Source organism: Mesorhizobium sp. WSM4935, assembly GCF_029625735.1.
GTDB lineage: Bacteria > Pseudomonadota > Alphaproteobacteria > Rhizobiales > Rhizobiaceae > Mesorhizobium.
This window is the reverse complement of the sequence record NZ_JARTVR010000018.1, coordinates 97,920-112,616: the sequence shown is the minus strand read 5'-3', so window position 1 is coordinate 112,616 and position 14,697 is coordinate 97,920. Positions and strand designations below refer to the sequence as shown.

At 64.9% G+C, this 14,697-nt stretch carries 16 protein-coding genes; 8 read left to right on the top strand and 8 right to left on the bottom strand.

What is annotated here, in order from left to right; genetic code table 11:
• Positions 1-69 precede the first annotated feature (69 nt).
• Positions 70-435: a VOC family protein gene (locus P9273_RS28695; RefSeq protein ID WP_040997493.1), complete on the bottom strand. Its 366-nt coding sequence runs from the start codon at positions 433-435 to the stop codon at positions 70-72.
• A 71-nt stretch (positions 436-506) separates the two neighbouring features.
• Positions 507-1,190 carry a helix-turn-helix transcriptional regulator gene (locus tag P9273_RS28690; RefSeq protein ID WP_040997495.1) on the bottom strand — a complete coding sequence of 228 codons (684 nt, stop codon included), beginning with the start codon at positions 1,188-1,190 and terminating at the stop codon, positions 507-509.
• Positions 1,191-1,394: 204 nt separating this feature from the next.
• Here P9273_RS28690 and P9273_RS28685 point away from each other — a divergent pair, with 204 nt between their 5' ends.
• The 7 genes from P9273_RS28685 (at position 1,395) to P9273_RS28655 (ending at position 8,812) form a co-directional block, all read left to right on the top strand.
• Positions 1,395-1,775: a DUF1772 domain-containing protein gene (locus P9273_RS28685; protein WP_336619409.1), complete on the top strand. Its 381-nt coding sequence runs from the start codon at positions 1,395-1,397 to the stop codon at positions 1,773-1,775.
• A gap of 88 nt (positions 1,776-1,863) precedes the next feature.
• Positions 1,864-2,946, top strand: coding sequence for a class I SAM-dependent rRNA methyltransferase (locus tag P9273_RS28680; RefSeq protein ID WP_278051812.1), 1,083 nt, complete (start codon positions 1,864-1,866; stop codon positions 2,944-2,946).
• Position 2,947: 1 nt separating this feature from the next.
• A complete protein-coding gene (locus P9273_RS28675; protein WP_278051811.1) occupies positions 2,948-3,808 on the top strand; it encodes a TrmH family RNA methyltransferase in 861 nt (286 codons plus the stop codon).
• Positions 3,809-3,818: 10 nt separating this feature from the next.
• Entirely contained in the window at positions 3,819-4,307 is a 489-nt protein-coding gene (gene lspA, locus P9273_RS28670) for a signal peptidase II (RefSeq protein WP_040997502.1), read from the top strand.
• A gap of 54 nt (positions 4,308-4,361) precedes the next feature.
• Complete coding sequence (gene acuI, locus P9273_RS28665) at positions 4,362-5,351, top strand: acrylyl-CoA reductase (NADPH) (protein WP_278051810.1); 990 nt, start codon at positions 4,362-4,364, stop codon at positions 5,349-5,351.
• A gap of 113 nt (positions 5,352-5,464) precedes the next feature.
• Positions 5,465-7,741: a hybrid sensor histidine kinase/response regulator gene (locus tag P9273_RS28660; protein ID WP_278051809.1), complete on the top strand. Its 2,277-nt coding sequence runs from the start codon at positions 5,465-5,467 to the stop codon at positions 7,739-7,741.
• A 183-nt stretch (positions 7,742-7,924) separates the two neighbouring features.
• Positions 7,925-8,812: a GNAT family N-acetyltransferase gene (locus tag P9273_RS28655; protein WP_040997508.1), complete on the top strand. Its 888-nt coding sequence runs from the start codon at positions 7,925-7,927 to the stop codon at positions 8,810-8,812.
• 96 nt (positions 8,813-8,908) lie between these two features.
• On the opposite strand, the gene P9273_RS28650 is transcribed toward P9273_RS28655, so the two are convergent.
• Together P9273_RS28650 and grpE are read right to left on the bottom strand one after the other, a co-directional pair.
• On the bottom strand, positions 8,909-9,541 hold the full coding sequence (locus tag P9273_RS28650; RefSeq protein WP_278051807.1) for a trimeric intracellular cation channel family protein: 633 nt from the start codon (positions 9,539-9,541) through the stop codon (positions 8,909-8,911).
• Between the two features lie 132 nt (positions 9,542-9,673).
• The gene (grpE, locus tag P9273_RS28645; RefSeq protein ID WP_040997760.1) at positions 9,674-10,306 is read right to left on the bottom strand and encodes a nucleotide exchange factor GrpE; all 633 of its coding nucleotides are present in this window, start codon (positions 10,304-10,306) and stop codon (positions 9,674-9,676) included.
• A 217-nt stretch (positions 10,307-10,523) separates the two neighbouring features.
• On the opposite strand from grpE, the gene P9273_RS28640 reads away from it, so the two are divergent.
• Positions 10,524-10,742, top strand: coding sequence for a hypothetical protein (locus P9273_RS28640; protein ID WP_040997512.1), 219 nt, complete (start codon positions 10,524-10,526; stop codon positions 10,740-10,742).
• A gap of 6 nt (positions 10,743-10,748) precedes the next feature.
• Here the strand turns inward: P9273_RS28640 and P9273_RS28635 are convergent, their stop codons facing one another.
• The 4 genes from P9273_RS28635 to P9273_RS28620 all read right to left on the bottom strand — a co-directional run bounded on the left by P9273_RS28635 (position 10,749) and on the right by P9273_RS28620 (position 14,696).
• Positions 10,749-11,369 carry a DJ-1/PfpI family protein gene (locus P9273_RS28635; RefSeq protein ID WP_040997514.1) on the bottom strand — a complete coding sequence of 207 codons (621 nt, stop codon included), beginning with the start codon at positions 11,367-11,369 and terminating at the stop codon, positions 10,749-10,751.
• Between the two features lie 213 nt (positions 11,370-11,582).
• Positions 11,583-12,116 (bottom strand): DUF934 domain-containing protein, encoded by a 534-nt coding sequence (locus P9273_RS28630; RefSeq protein WP_278051805.1) that lies wholly within the window; start codon positions 12,114-12,116, stop codon positions 11,583-11,585.
• A gap of 170 nt (positions 12,117-12,286) precedes the next feature.
• The gene (locus P9273_RS28625; protein ID WP_278051804.1) at positions 12,287-13,051 is read right to left on the bottom strand and encodes a phosphoadenylyl-sulfate reductase; all 765 of its coding nucleotides are present in this window, start codon (positions 13,049-13,051) and stop codon (positions 12,287-12,289) included.
• Positions 13,026-14,696 carry a nitrite/sulfite reductase gene (locus tag P9273_RS28620; protein WP_278051803.1) on the bottom strand — a complete coding sequence of 557 codons (1,671 nt, stop codon included), beginning with the start codon at positions 14,694-14,696 and terminating at the stop codon, positions 13,026-13,028. The genes P9273_RS28625 and P9273_RS28620 overlap by 26 nt, the downstream gene beginning before the upstream one ends.
• Between the last annotated feature and the right edge of the window lies 1 nt (position 14,697).

Genomic DNA, 14,697 nt, shown 5'->3' with positions numbered 1-14,697 from the left:
TACTGCCTACTGCCTACTGCCTACTGCCTACTGCCTACTGCCTACTGCCTACTGCCTACTGCCTACTGCCTACTGCCCATTCGGCCAATAGACGCGCAGGCGATGATTGTCCGGATCGAGCGCCACGAAGGCACGGCCGAAATCGAGATCGGTTGGCGCCTGCAGCATGTCGATCCCTCTGCCAATCCAATCCGCATGGGCGGCGTCGACCGCCGCCGCGTTCTCGACGGCAAGCACAAGCTCGCCGCCGCCGCCCGCCGCCGCCGGTTCTACCGTGTGGCGCGACCAGAGACCGAGCTTGAAGCCCTTGTCGAGCACGAACATGACGAAGGTCGGCGAGGATTCGACCGGGTCGCGCCCGAGCAACGAGGCGTAGAACGCGCCGCTCCGCTCGGGGCTGTCGACATAGAGGATGACGAAATTCGGCGTGGTCATATCCGATCTCCAAAGTATCTGCACCTTGGAGACTATACGCGGACCCGCTGTCAGATTCTGGCAGCAGCAAATCAGCCGGAAGCGTCGAGGCCCGCCCGCCATTCCTTCAGCATCGCCTGGCGGCGGCGCGGATAGCGGACGCCGGTCGCTGTCAGCCCGGACATCCGGTCAGTGCGGAAATGCCGGAAATCCTGGCGCATCTCGCACCACGCCACCATCACCCGCACCTTGTCGAAGAAGGCGAGCGCGAAGGGCCACACCAGACGCTTCGATGCCGCGCCTTCGGCGTCGCGATAAAAGAAGCCGAGCTTGCGCTCGTCGCGGATCGCCTGCCGTACGATGCCGAGGTCGATCGCTTCGGCATTTTCCGAGCGTGGTCCGACAAGCAGCGTCGTGGCGTCGAGATCTTCGCGCAGATCATCCGGCAGCACTGCCGCGATCTTGGCCAGCGCATCCGTCGCGGCGGCCGCCAGCCTTTCATCCGGCTGCTTCGCCACCCAGCGCGAGCCGAGCACGATCGCCTCGATCTCCTCGTCGGTGAACATCAGCGGCGGCAGCATGAAGCCGGGCTTCAGCACATAGCCAAGCCCCGCCTCGCCTTCGATCGGCGCGCCCTGCCCCTGCAGCGTCGCGATATCGCGATAGAGGGTGCGGATCGACACGCCGATCTCGTCCGCAAGCGTGCGGCCGCTCACTGGCCGGCGATGGCGGCGCAGGATCTGGACGAGATCGAGCAGGCGTTCCGAGCGGGACATGAATGGCAACCGGTGTGCCGGACAATAGGGCCGGTCCGCACGTCCCGGCAAGCGACCTGGTGCCGCGGAACGCCTGCGTCCCGTTGCCGTTGTCTCCGCAATGGAGATGCGCGGAACCCTGCTGTTCTGGTCGGTGCTGACCGTTTTCGTTGCGGCGCTCAGTCTTGGACCGTCCTTTGCCCATGTGCTGGAATCGCTGCCAGGTTGACGAAGTGGTCGCCGGCGCTGTGGCGAGAGACGACGGTCTTCAACGGTCAGTTTCTGCTTTTTGCCGTGATCGGAGCCCCGCTCGATATAGCTGCCATCCTCTGTCCGGCGCTGCTTGCCTGGATGCTGCGTGGTCAAGCTTCGGCCTTCCGCTTTGTGCTCGTGGCCACATTGCTCTATGCGGCCGCGCTGGCGCTCTGGTTCGGCCTTGTCAAACCGGCAAACGATATCCTCACGGCCTGGACGCCGGGGCCAATCCCGGAAAATTTCGAAGCCGTCCGGCTGCATTGGGAAACCGGCCACATGGCGGTAACCGCGGCGAAGGCGCTTGGCTTCATTTCGCTTTGTTTCGGCCTGCTCGGCGCCCGGCATGGTTGATGGCCCCACCATTGAATAAGCCCTGCTTTGTTGCGCCGAAGGGGGCGGGTGTGGCAGAAGCGGGCCGAACCGCCGGAGATGATCCTTCTTGAAATCTTTTCGCGACAAACGCCGCGATGGCCGCCCGCATCCCGCAAGGGCGGAACAACCCCGCTTGCGTGATCCGTTCCCGGCCGGACGGCAGCAGGCCGCGCCCGCCGAGCGCCGCGAAACCAAACCGGCGGACCGGCAGGAAGCCCGACCGGCGCCGCGCGTGCTGGCGCGCCGCGAGGGCGTGTTGCCCGCCGAGCGCCTGCCATTGATCCTGGAAGTGGCCCCCAACGCCGAATACGCCCTCCTGGACAGCGGCGCCGGCGAGAAACTCGAGCAATACGGCCCCTACCGCATCGTGCGCCCCGAAGGCCAGGCGATCTGGCAGCGCGCCCTTCCGGCGAAGGAATGGGAGCGCGCCGACGCCATCTTCACCGGCGACACAGACGAGGAAGGCATCGGCCGCTGGCGCTTTCCGAAGGCGCCGCTGGGCGAGACCTGGCCGATGAAGCATCACGGCATCGACTATCTCGGCCGCTTTACCTCGTTCCGCCATGTCGGCGTCTTTCCCGAGCAAGCCTCGCATTGGGACCATATGGCGGGGCTGATCGCAGCGGCGAAGCGGCCGGTGAAGGTGCTGAACCTCTTCGGTTACACCGGTCTCGCCTCGCTGGTCGCCGCCCGCGCCGGCGCCGAGGTCACCCATGTCGATGCCTCGAAGAAGGCGATCGGCTGGGCGCGCGAGAACCAGGAGATGGCAGGGCTTGCCGAAAAGCCGATCCGCTGGATCGTCGAGGACGCGGTCAAATTCGCCGAGCGCGAGGAGCGCCGCGGTAGCCGCTACGACATCGTGCTGTTCGACCCGCCGGCCTATGGCCGCGGCCCCAAGGGCGAGGTCTGGCAATTGTTCGAGGACCTGCCGGGCCTGACCGACCTCTGCCGCTCGATCCTGACGCCGAAACCGCTGGCCGTCGTCCTTACGGCCTATTCGATCCGCGCCTCCTTCTTCGCCATCCACGCCCTGATGCGCGATACTTTCGCCGGCATGGGCGGCACCGTCGAATCCGGCGAACTGATCATTCGCGAGAAATCCGCCGGCCGCGCGCTGTCGACCTCGCTGTTCTCGCGCTGGGTGGCTTGAAATGACGGCATATGACGGCGCGCGCCCTGTCGGGCAGGTCAAGGAAGTCACCAGCCTTGCAAATCCGCTGGTCAAGGACATCAAGGCGCTGGCGCTGAAGAAGTTCCGCGACCAGCAGAACGCCTTCATGGCCGAGGGCCTGAAGCTCGTCATCGACGCCCTCGACCTCGGCTGGTCGATCAGGACCTTGGTCTTCGCCAAGGCCGGGCGCGGCAATGCCGCCGTCGAAAAGATCGCCGCCCGAACCGTCGCCGCCGGCGGCACGGTGCTCGAAGTCTCGGAAAAAGTGCTCGCGGCCATCACCCGCCGTGAAAACCCGCAAATGGTGGTCGGCGTCTTCGCGCAGCAGACCGTGCCGCTGAAGGACATCCGCGCCAGGGACGGGGACGTCTGGGTGGCGCTCGACCGGGTTCGCGACCCCGGCAATCTCGGCACCGTGATCCGCACCGTCGACGCCGTCGGCGCCAGGGGCGTCATCCTGGTCGGCGACACCACCGATCCGTTCTCGCTGGAGACGGTGCGCGCCACCATGGGCTCGATCTTCGCCGTGCCGGTCGCGAGGGCGACGGAGCAGGCCTTTCTCGCCTGGCGGCGGGATTTTTCCGGCCTGGTCGTTGGCACGCACCTCAAGGGGGCTGTCGACTATCGCTCGGTCGATTTCTCAAGGGGGCCGGTCCTGCTGCTGATGGGCAACGAGCAGCAGGGACTGCCCGACAGCCTTGCCGAAAGCTGCGACCGTCTGCTCCGGATCCCCCAGGCCGGCCGCGCCGACTCGCTCAACCTGGCGGTCGCCACTGGCGTGATGCTGTTCGAGATAAGGCGCGGCGCGTTGAAGCTCGAGCCCGCAACTGACTCGCTATGAGGACTACCAAGTGAAATCCTGGTCCCCTTACGTCCTGCTGGTCGTCATCTCCATTGCGCTCGACCAGTGGATCAAGCAGCTGGTCGAGAACGGGCTCGCCTTTCAGGAGAAGGTCGACCTCCTGCCCTTCCTGGCGCTGTTCCGCACCTACAACACCGGCATTGCCTTCTCGATGTTCGAGTCCTTCGGCGATACCGGCCTCGTGGTCATCGCCGTGCTGGTCGTCGCCTTCGTGCTCTATCTCGCCACGCGCACGCCGGCCGGCCATGTCGTCGCCCGCACCGGCTTTGCGCTCATCATCGGCGGCGCTCTCGGCAACCTCATCGACCGGGCCGTCTACGGTCACGTCATCGACTACATCCTGTTCCACACGCCCGTCTGGTCCTTCGCGGTATTCAACCTTGCCGACGCCTTCATCTCGGTCGGCGCGGCGCTTGTCGTCTTCGACGAGTTGATCGGCTGGGGCCGCGAGGCCAAGCCGCAGGATCCAGGCAATTGACCTGACGCGGTTGAAACCGCAGACTTCTCACCAACCGGAACCGAGGAGAAAAAAGTGTCAGACACCTTCAAAGCCATCCTCGTTTCGCGCGATGCGGACAAGAAGCAGTCCGTCGATGTCGTCGACCTCACCGAGGCCGATCTGATGGAAGGCGACGTCACCGTCGCCGTCGAGGCGACGACTGTGAACTACAAGGACGGCCTCGCCATCACCGGCAAGGCGCCGGTCGTGCGCCGTTGGCCGCTGGTTCCTGGCATCGATTTCGCCGGCACCGTGATCTCCTCCTCGCATGCCGACTGGCGCAGGGGCGATAAGGTGATCCTCAACGGCTGGGGCGTCGGCGAGACGCATTACGGCGCCTATGCCGGCCGCGCCCGCGTCAAGGGCGATTGGCTGGTACCGCTGCCAGAGGGCATGAGCGCGCATGATGCGATGGCCGTCGGCACGGCGGGCTATACGGCCATGCTCTCCGTTATGGCGCTGGAGCGTCACGGCATCGTGCCGGACCGCGGCCCGGTGGTGGTGACGGGTGCGGCCGGCGGCGTCGGCTCGGTCGCCATCTCGATCCTGTCCAGCCTTGGCTACCATATCATCGCCTCGACCGGCCGCAACGCCGAAAGCCCCTATCTGATCGACCTGGGCGCGGCCGAGGTGATCTCGCGCGAGGAGCTCAGCCAGCCGGCGAAGCCGCTCGCCAAGGAGCGCTGGGCAGGCGGCGTCGACTCGGTCGGCAGCCATACCCTGGCCAATGTGCTTTCGATGACCTCCTATGGCGGCGCGATCGCCGCTTGCGGTCTGGCCGGCGGCATGGACCTGCCGGGAAGCGTCGCACCCTTTATCCTGCGCGGCGTCTCGCTGCTCGGCATCGATTCGGTCATGGCGCCGAAGGCCGTCCGCCTGGAGGCATGGCGCCGCATCGGTACCGACCTCGACTTGAACAAGCTGTCGACCCTGTCGCGCACGATCGGTTTCGACGGCATCGTCGACGCCGCGCGCGACATCGTCGAGGGCAAGATCAGGGGCCGGGTCGTCGTCGATATGTAGCCGGAAGTCGCGGCTTCACCTGCGTCCGCAGGGCGGCCGGAATCCGCGCAAATCGCTAAAATTCGAACGATCCCTCCCAGTCTTCCATAATCTCTGTCTGGCATGGTCCGCGCATGGTCGCGGACTCCGACATCAGACAGGACAGCAAAGCCGCGGGCGCTGACAGGCTCATTGCCGATGCGCCGAAGCGGCAGGTGCTTGCCGCGCCGCCGCTGGCTCCCGAATTGCCCGCGGCCAGCCGCGAAGGCCTGCCGTTCCTGACGATCGTCGCCATCGCTGTCATGGCGGGGCTCGCGCATCTCACCGGAGCGCCGCTCATCGTCACCGTCGGCCTCGCCGCCGCGTCCGTCGCCGGCTTGGCCATGCATCTGCGCAGCCGTCGCGACGAGCGTCGCACCGCTGCACTTCTCGACGAGACCGCAGCCCGCAGCCGCGCCGAGATCGAGACCCTCGCCGACCGCATGTGGGAGATGCAGGAGAGCGAGGAACGCTTCCGCGGCCTGATCGACGCGCTTGGCGACCTCGTCGTCCATCGCGACCGCGACGGCCATATCGTTTATGCCAACAGCGTCTTTGCCTCGCTTGTCGATATCGACCCCCGCGATCTTGCCGGCAAGACCCTGTCCGAGCTTGGCATCGATGTCGGCGTCGTTCCCGACGCCGCCTTCTCCGACCATGAATGCCTGAGTTCCACCGATGTCGCGATCCGAACGCCGAACGGGCCGCGCTGGTTCTCCTGGATCGAATTGTCGGTGCGCGACAAGGACACGGGCGCGGTCTCGCACCGGGCGATTGCCCGCGACATCACCGCCCGCAAGCGCGCCGAATCCTCGCTGATCACCGCGCGCGAACGGGCCGAATATGCCAGCCAGGCCAAGTCGCGCTTCCTCGCCACCGTCAGCCACGAGATCCGCACGCCGATGAACGGCATCATGGGCATGGCGAAGCTGCTTGCCGATACTGACCTTTCGCCCGAACAGCGCACCTATGTCGGCGCCATTTCCACCTCGGCCAGCGCGCTGCTCGCGCTCATCGAGGACCTGCTCGACTACTCCAAGATCGAGGCCGGCCGCTTCGAGCCCGAGCCGCAGCCGACGTCGCTGCGCGAAATCGCCGACAACATCATCGAGCTTCTGGCCGCAAAGGCCTTCGCCAAGAACATCGGCCTTGGGTGCCATGTCGAGCCCGACGTGCCGCAGATGATCACCGCCGACCCCGGCCGCGTGCGCCAGGTGCTGCTCAACCTCATCGGCAATGCGGTGAAGTTCACCGACACGGGCGGCGTGCTGCTCACCGTGGCGCGCGCCCGCACCGAAACCACCGACCGTATCTGCTTCACCGTCGCCGACACCGGCCCGGGCCTGCGCGAAGAGGATATGGAGCGCATTTTTGAGGAGTTCGAGCAGTCCGACGGCACTTCGACCAGGGTGCATGGCGGCGCCGGCCTCGGGCTTGCCATCTCGAAGCGGCTGGCCACCGCGATGGGCGGCACGATCTCGGTCTCGAGCCGGCTCGGCGAAGGATCCGAATTCGTCCTCGAGCTTCCCGCGGTCGCGGCAACCGAACCGCCGCCGCATCGCCACAACATCCTCGCCGACCGGCGGGCGGTGATCGTGTCGAAAAACCTCACCGAGGCCGATGCCATCGCCCGCACGATCAGAGCCCATGGCGGCAGTGTCGAGATCGCGACGACACCGGGCCAGGCAGCCCCCTTTGCTGCCGTCTGCAACGTGCTCCTGATCGACGCCGCGCTCGAAAACGGCGACGGCAGGCTGCTCAAGCGGCTGCGCGACGCGGGCTTTGTCGACTGCGAGGCCATCACCCTGATCGCGCCGACGGACCGCGGCATGCTCGGCGAATTCCGCGCCAGCGGCTACGCCACTTTCCTCGCGAGACCCGTGCGCGGCGAAACCCTGTTGCGGGTGCTGTTGACCAGCCATGGCTCCGCGCTTGTGCAGCCGCGGCCGCAGCCGCGCGAGGCTTCCTCGCGCAAGCGCGACCAGGGCCTGTCGGTGCTGATCGCGGAAGACAATGACATCAACGCCATGCTCGCCCGCGCCACGCTGCTCAAGGCCGGGCATCGCGTCAAGATCGTCGGCAACGGCAAGGCCGCGGTCGATGCTGTCACCGATGCTGGCCTCAAGTTCCGCTTCGATGTGGTGCTGATGGACCTGCATATGCCCGTCATGGACGGGCTCGACGCGATCGCAGCGATCCGTCGCCATGAAGAGTCGCTGGCCATGCCGCCGATCCCGATCATGGTGCTTTCCGCCGATAGTCAGGAAAAGACCCGGCATGCCGTGCTCGCCCACGGCGCCAGCGGTTTCGTGACCAAGCCGCTCGACCCGGACGCGCTCGTCCAGGCGGTCGAGGGCCAAGTCGCCGCCTGAGGAAATTTTTAACCCTTGAACGCCTTGGCTTGCCTGGCGTTCGCGGCCACAAGATAGCCGGTTGAGCGTATTGCCCAGCCGACAAAGTATTGCCCGCCACGTCGTATCACGGTACTGTCACAATCCTGTTGCACCTACACCGTATCCCCGTGCCAAGAGGGATGGCTCGAAGGAGAATCACTCGTGCATACAGTCGTGCCTGAATGTGACACTCGGCCGAACGCCGGCGGCGCCCTGCTCGCTGCCCGCACCGCCGACGCTGTCGCAAGCGGTGCTCCCTTGGGCCGCATCGGCAATCTCGAAGTGCGGCTCGCCCGCAACGAGGCCGAGATCGCCGCCGCCCAGGAAGTCCGCTATCGGGTATTCTACGACGAGCTTGGCGCGAGGAAGGACCTGTTTCAGGCGCAGGACCGGCGTGACGCCGACCGTTTCGATCCGCTCTGCGATCACCTTCTTGTGTTCGATACCTCCCTTCCCGGTCCCGAGCATCGCCGCATCGTCGGCACCTACCGCTTGCTGAGGCAGGAGATCGCGACGGCCGCCGGCGGCTTCTATTCCGAGGGCGAGTTTGAGCTCACCAAGCTGATCGCGCGGCACCCCGGCCAGCGCTTCCTCGAGCTCGGCCGCTCCTGCGTTCTGCCGGAATACCGCTCCAAGCGCACCATCGAGGCGCTCTGGCAGGGCATCTGGGCCTATATCAACCATTACGGCATCGGCGTGATGACCGGCTGCGCCTCTTTCCATGGCATCGTGCCGGCGGCGCATGCCGAGGCGCTGACCTATCTTGCCCATCATTGCCGCACCAACTCCGCCTGGGATGTTCGCGCGGTCCCGGGGCGCTACTGCTCGATGGATCTGATGCCGATCGAGGCGGTGAACACCAAGGCGGCGATCGCCGCCATGCCGCCGCTGGTCAAGGGCTATCTGCGCGTCGGCGCCCGCATTGGCGACGGCTGCGTCATCGACCACGAATTCTCGACCGTCGACGTCTTCGTCGTCATGCCGGTCAAGGAGATCGGCGCCCGCTACGTCAACTATTATGGCGGTGAAGGGCAGCGCTTCGCGGCATAGCGAATAGCGAATAGCGAATAGCGAATAGCGAATAGAAGAAAGTAGCGGGATCTGTTCCGTTCAACCTCTATTCGCTACTCCCTATTCGCTATTCGCTCACTGGATGTCTTCCGGCTTTCGCCCCGGCCGGCTTTTATAGGCCGGAAACGACCAGCCAAATCTGAGCGCGCCGCCGCGCACCAGGAACGCTGCCGCAAAGCCGAGCAGGCTGGACGCCAGCGCCGGCAGGCCGGCTAGATCGCCAAGCGTGAAGAGGGTCGCGCCGGCAAGGGCGGCCGTGACATAGATTTCGGGCCTGAGCAGCACCGAGGGCTCGCCGGCAAGCAGGTCCCGCAGAATGCCGCCGAAGGTCGCCGTCAGCACGCCCATGACCACCGACACGACGGGAGAGCCGGTGATCGCCAGCCCCTTGGCGGCGCCCATCACCGAAAACGCCGCAAGGCCGATGGCGTCGAGCCAGAGCAGCAGCTTGTAGCGGGATTCGAAGCGGTGGGCGCTGAAGAACACCAGCATCGCGACGACGGCGCAGATCAGCACATAGCCGCTGTTGGCGACCCAGAAAACCGGCAGGTTGAGGATGACGTCGCGCAGCGTCCCGCCACCGATGCCGGTGACGCTGGCCAGGAACAGAAAGCCTATGATGTCGAGCTGCTTACGCGATGCCGCAAGCGCGCCCGTCGCCGCGAAGACGGCAACGCCGGCATAGTCGAGCAACGCGATGGGATTCATGGGATAAGGGGAGTAGGGCAGTAAGGGAGTAGGGGAATAGGGTAAAATAAATAGCACAAGTCGCGCGCAAATTGTACCGCCGCTATCCCTACTCCATTACTGCCCTACTCCCTTACTCCCCTACTCCCCTAGCTACGCATCCTTCTCGGCCTGCTCGTTCACCGGGCCCGGCTCGACCTTCGCCTCGGCGGCGGCCTTCGGGCCGCCCTTGGCGACGCCGACCATCGCCGGCCGCAGCACGCGCTCGCCGATCGAATAGCCCGGCTGCACCACCTGGACGACGGTGCCGGCCGGAACGTCCGGATTGGGCACCTCGAACATCGCCTGGTGGAAGTTCGGATCGAACTTCTCGCCTTCCGGCGCGAGTTTCTTCACGCCATGGCGCTCCAGCGCCGAAAGCATGGCGCGTTCGGTGAGATCGACACCTTCGATCAGCGCCTTGAACCCGGCGTCGCCCCCGGCCTTCGCCTCGGCTGGGATCGCGTCCAGCGCGCGGCGCAGATTGTCGGACACCGACAGCATGTCGCGCGCGAAATTGGCTACCGCGTAAGTCCGCGCATCATGCACGTCGCGCGCGGTGCGCCGCCGCAGATTCTCCATGTCGGCCGCGACGCGCAGCGCGCGGTCCTTCAGTTCCTCGTTTTCTTTCAGCAGCCGCACCAGCGCTTCGTAGTCGCCGTCGACGCCACCTTCCGCACGCTCGCCGGAAGCCTGGGTGGCTTCCATATCTTCGGGCGTGCGTTCGTCTTTTGCCTGGTCGCTCATCGCGTTTCCCGTCATTCGGATTGGTCTGGATTTGCGCCCGATATCGAGGTTTGGAGGTCAAAAATCAAGGGGTAAGCGGTGGCCGAGGACGCCAGGCCATCATTCCGAATTAATTCAAATTTTACCCTATCACGCAGCTTTGTTTGCCCTCAAATGCCGTTGCGGGAACCATAGCGGGGCTGGAGGAGTTTCGAAGCCGACACAGGATTTTGGGACGATGAACGGCAACCACGGCAACAGGCGCGCCGAGCTGGCGAACGATATCAGGCGGCAGGCCGGCAGCGAAGCAACGAAGCGCTTTCTGCGCACCTTGCCGGCATTTCGCCTGGAAAAGGAAATGCCCCAGCGGCTGAGCGATCTGCTTGACCGCCTCGACGATGTCGAGGCGGAGAATGCGGACGGCGGGCGGCGCTCAATGGCCGCGCGCCACAACTGACGGGTTTTAGGCCGCCTTCCGGTCGTCGCGCATCAGCGCTTCGCCGTGGCGGATCTCGGTGCCGAGCACCTTCAGGCATTCCCGCATGAAAGCGGCAAGGCCCGGCCAGCCCTTGGCTGAAACCAGATTGCCGTCGACATGCGCGCCTGTCGGGGCGACATCAATATAGGTGCCGCCGGCAAGCGTCACTTCCGGCTCGCAATATTGCAGCGCCGCGACCTCCTTGCCGCGCACCACGCCGTCGACCGCGATCAGGATCTGCACGCCGTGGCATATGGTGAAGATCGGCTTGCCGGTCTCATGGAAATGCCTGACCAGCGCCTGCACGCGCTTGTCGATGCGGATATATTCCGGTCCGCGCCCGCCCGCCGCATAGACCGCGTCGTAGTCGGCCGGCTTCACCTCGGCGAAGGTCTTGTTGAGGATGTAGTCGTGGCCGAGCTTTTCCGTATAGGTCTGGTGGCCCTCGAAGTCGTGCAATGAGGTCTTGAGCACGTCTCCGGCCTTCTTGTCGGGGCACACGACATGGACGGTATGGCCGACCGCGTGCATGGCCTGCTCAAAAACGAAAATCTCATATTCCTCGCTGAACTCGCCAACGAGCATCAATATCTTCTTGCCTGCCATGCCGTTCTCCTCCCTTAGCTGGCTATTATTTCGCAGCCCGAAATAATGACCCTATCCTAAGGGCAGGTTGGCCGAAGGGGAAGCCTAAATCGTCAATGTGGTCTGACCAGAACAGTGCAGCCTACGTTCCAGGCCTTTTTTTGGCCGAGTTGACCGACAAAATACGCAATGCTGGTCGGACCAGGATGATAGCTCTGGTGCCTGAGTGGAGCGTCAGCCGGGACGCTTGCGCCGCCAGGAATATCTCGGCCCTTTGGGCTCCGCCTCCACCGCCGGCTGATAGTACACCGGCAGGCCGCCGGTCCGCCCTTCCTCCAGCCGCTTCAACAGCACCGGATTGGAGACCTCGAACTCGTCGAAACCGAGCCGCAGCATATGCGGCAGCTGGTCGACCAGCACTTGGCCGGTGGCGCGCACGGCGCCCTTGAAATGATGCCGGGTCCGCAGCAATTCGCCCTTGGAGAAGGAGCGGCCGTCATTAAAGGCCGGGAAGGCGAGCGCCACCAGCGACAGCTGGTCCAGCAGGCCGGTTATCTTGTCGAGTTCGTCGCCCGGCTGCAGCAGCACCCCGAGGCGCTCCTTGGCTGACTTGCGAACGTCCTCATCCAGCCCGAGAAAGGCCTGCAGCGGCAGGATGAAACGGCCATTGCCGGCAAGCGCCTCGGCGCCTTCGGCGTGCGTCCACTCGTCTTCGCGAAAGCCGCCCGGAGTCCAAAGGCGGGTCCCCGCTGTCGTCGATTCAGTCATCAAAAATCCTAAAGTCCTAAAGATTCCAAGGATATGCCGAGATTCAGGTCAGGCCGAGCCGAAGATGGTGGCTTCCGAGAACCAGAGCGGAGCGTACTTGAAGTACGTGAGCACCGGAAGCGCAGGAAGTCGCCATTTGCAGGCCGGCCTCACCTGAATATCGGCGTATCCTAAAGTGAGGCGTCGGTCAGCGACTTTTCCAAGCCGGAGAGGTGAATGCCGCACTCGGTCTTGGCGTGGCCCGCCCAGCGGCCGCTGCGCGCGTCGTCGCCGGGCTGCACCGGCTGCGTGCACGGGAAGCAGCCGATCGAGAGATAGCCATAGGCGACCAGCGGATTTTCGCGCAGCGCATGCGCGCGCATATAGTCGGCCTGGTCCGATGTCGTCCAATGCGCCAGCGGATTGATGCGGATGCGCGAGCCGACCGCCTCGAAGACGGGCAGCGCCGCGCGCGTCGATGCCTGGAAGCGCTTGCGCCCGGTGAACCAGGCGCGAAACGGCTCGACGCCGCGCGCCAGCGGCTCGACCTTGCGCACGTTGCAGCAGGCGTCGGTGTCGGTCTCGTGCAACCGGCCCGTCGGATCGACGCGTTCGAGCGCTGCCTCCTCCGGCTTGATCACCCTGATATCGGTCAGACCGAAGTCGGCCACCAGCGCGTCGCGGTAGCCGAGCGTCTCCTCGAAATGCTTGCCGGTGTCGAGAAAGATGACCGGCAGCGAACGGTCGATCTCCGAAATCATGTGCAGAAGCACCGCCGAATCCGCGCCGAAGGACGACACGGCCGCGATCTCGCCGCGAAACAGATCACGCGCCGCGCGTTCGATGATCTCGATCGGCTTCAGATGGCCATGCAGCGCGTCGAGCCCCGCCGCTTCCGCGGCGACGCCTGTCTCCACACTGCCGGTGCGGTCAAGCGGCCTTGGTTTCGCCAGCATAGAGCGCCTCCTTGAACGGCGCGGGACCGACACGGCGGTAGGCGTCGATAAAACGTTCGTCGGGACGGAGCCGAAGGCCGAGATAGGTGTCGACGATCTGCTCGATGGCATCGGTGATTTCTTCCGAGGAGAAGCCGCGGCCGATGATCTCGCCGATGGATGTGTTTTCGTCGGCCGAACCGCCGAGCGTCACTTGGTAGAGCTCGGTGCCCTTCTTCTCGACGCCCAGAATGCCGATATGGCCGACATGGTGGTGGCCGCAGGCATTGATGCAGCCGGAGATCTTCAGCTTCAGTTCGCCGATCTCGCGCTGCCGCTCCAGCGAGGCGAAGCGGCGCGAGATTTCCTGCGCCACCGGAATAGAGCGCGCCGTGGCCAGCGAGCAATAATCCAAGCCCGGGCAGGAAATGATGTCGCTGATCAGGTTGGAATTGGCGGTCGCCAGGCCGATCTCGACCAGCGCGTCATAGACGGCCTTCAGATCGGCGCGCGCCACATGCGGCAGGATCAGGTTCTGCTCGTGGCTGACGCGCAGCTCGTCGAAAGCGTATTTCTCGGCAATGTCGGCGACCGCTTCCATCTGGCTGTCGGTGACGTCGCCGGGCACCTCGCCGATGCCCTTGAGCGAGATCGTCACCGCCGCGTAGTCGGGATGGCGATGCGTCACGACATTCTGGTCGAGCCATTCCGAGAAGCTCTTGGAATCGAGCCGCGCTTGCTTGACCAGAGCATCGCCTTCCGGCCGGGCCGACAGCGCCGGCGGCGCGAAATAAGCGTTGATGGCCGCGATGTCGGCTTCCGGCAACTTCAGCTCGGTGTCCTTAAGCTCCTGCCATTCGGCTTCGATCTGCCTTGCGATCTCCTCGACGCCGGTCTCGTGCACCAGGATCTTGATGCGCGCCTTGTACTTGTTGTCGCGGCGGCCGTAGAGGTTGTACACGCGCAGGATCGCCGTGCAGTAGGACAGCAACTCGGCTTCCGGCAGGAAGTCGCGGATCTTCTTGGCGACCATCGGCGTGCGGCCCAAGCCACCGCCGACATAAACCGCAAAGCCCAGCTCGCCGGCCGCGTTCTTCTTCAGGTGCAGGCCGATGTCATGCGCCTGGATGGCGGCGCGGTCGCGCTCGGCGCCTGTCACCGCGATCTTGAACTTGCGCGGCAGATACGAAAACTCCGGATGGACCGACGACCATTGGCGCAGGATTTCCGCGTAGGGGCGCGGATCGGCGACCTCGTCGGCCGCCGCCCCGGCGAAGTGATCGGCGGTGACGTTGCGGATGCAGTTGCCGCTGGTCTGGATGCAATGCATTTCGACGCTGGCGAGATCGGCCAGGATCGCCGGAACGTCGGCCAGCGCCGGCCAATGGAACTGCAGGTTCTGGCGCGTGGTGAAGTGGCCATAGCCCTTGTCGTATTTGCGGGCGATATGGGCGAGCATGCGCAATTGCCGGCTGTTCAGCGTGCCGTACGGCACCGCGATACGCAGCATATAGGCATGCAGTTGCAGGTATACGCCGTTCATCAGCCTGAGCGGCCGGAATTGGTCCTCGGTGATCTCGCCGGCAAGCCGGCGCTTCACCTGGTCGCTGAACTCGGCCACTCGGGCCTGAACGAAATCGTGGTCGAACTCGTCGTAACGGTACATG

What these genes read in the sequence shown, in the direction of transcription:
- P9273_RS28695 (WP_040997493.1), bottom strand. Translation starts at nt 435, where the DNA reads ATGACCACGCCGAATTTCGTCATCCTCTATGTCGACAGCCCCGAGCGG.
- P9273_RS28690 (WP_040997495.1), bottom strand. Translation starts at nt 1,190, where the DNA reads ATGTCCCGCTCGGAACGCCTGCTCGATCTCGTCCAGATCCTGCGCCGC.
- P9273_RS28675 (WP_278051811.1), top strand. Translation starts at nt 2,948, where the DNA reads ATGACGGCATATGACGGCGCGCGCCCTGTCGGGCAGGTCAAGGAAGTC.
- P9273_RS28660 (WP_278051809.1), top strand. Translation starts at nt 5,465, where the DNA reads ATGGTCGCGGACTCCGACATCAGACAGGACAGCAAAGCCGCGGGCGCT.
- P9273_RS28650 (WP_278051807.1), bottom strand. Translation starts at nt 9,541, where the DNA reads ATGAATCCCATCGCGTTGCTCGACTATGCCGGCGTTGCCGTCTTCGCG.
- grpE (WP_040997760.1), bottom strand. Translation starts at nt 10,306, where the DNA reads ATGAGCGACCAGGCAAAAGACGAACGCACGCCCGAAGATATGGAAGCC.
- P9273_RS28640 (WP_040997512.1), top strand. Translation starts at nt 10,524, where the DNA reads ATGAACGGCAACCACGGCAACAGGCGCGCCGAGCTGGCGAACGATATC.
- P9273_RS28635 (WP_040997514.1), bottom strand. Translation starts at nt 11,369, where the DNA reads ATGGCAGGCAAGAAGATATTGATGCTCGTTGGCGAGTTCAGCGAGGAA.
- P9273_RS28630 (WP_278051805.1), bottom strand. Translation starts at nt 12,116, where the DNA reads ATGACTGAATCGACGACAGCGGGGACCCGCCTTTGGACTCCGGGCGGC.
- P9273_RS28625 (WP_278051804.1), bottom strand. Translation starts at nt 13,051, where the DNA reads ATGCTGGCGAAACCAAGGCCGCTTGACCGCACCGGCAGTGTGGAGACA.
- P9273_RS28620 (WP_278051803.1), bottom strand. Translation starts at nt 14,696, where the DNA reads ATGTACCGTTACGACGAGTTCGACCACGATTTCGTTCAGGCCCGAGTG.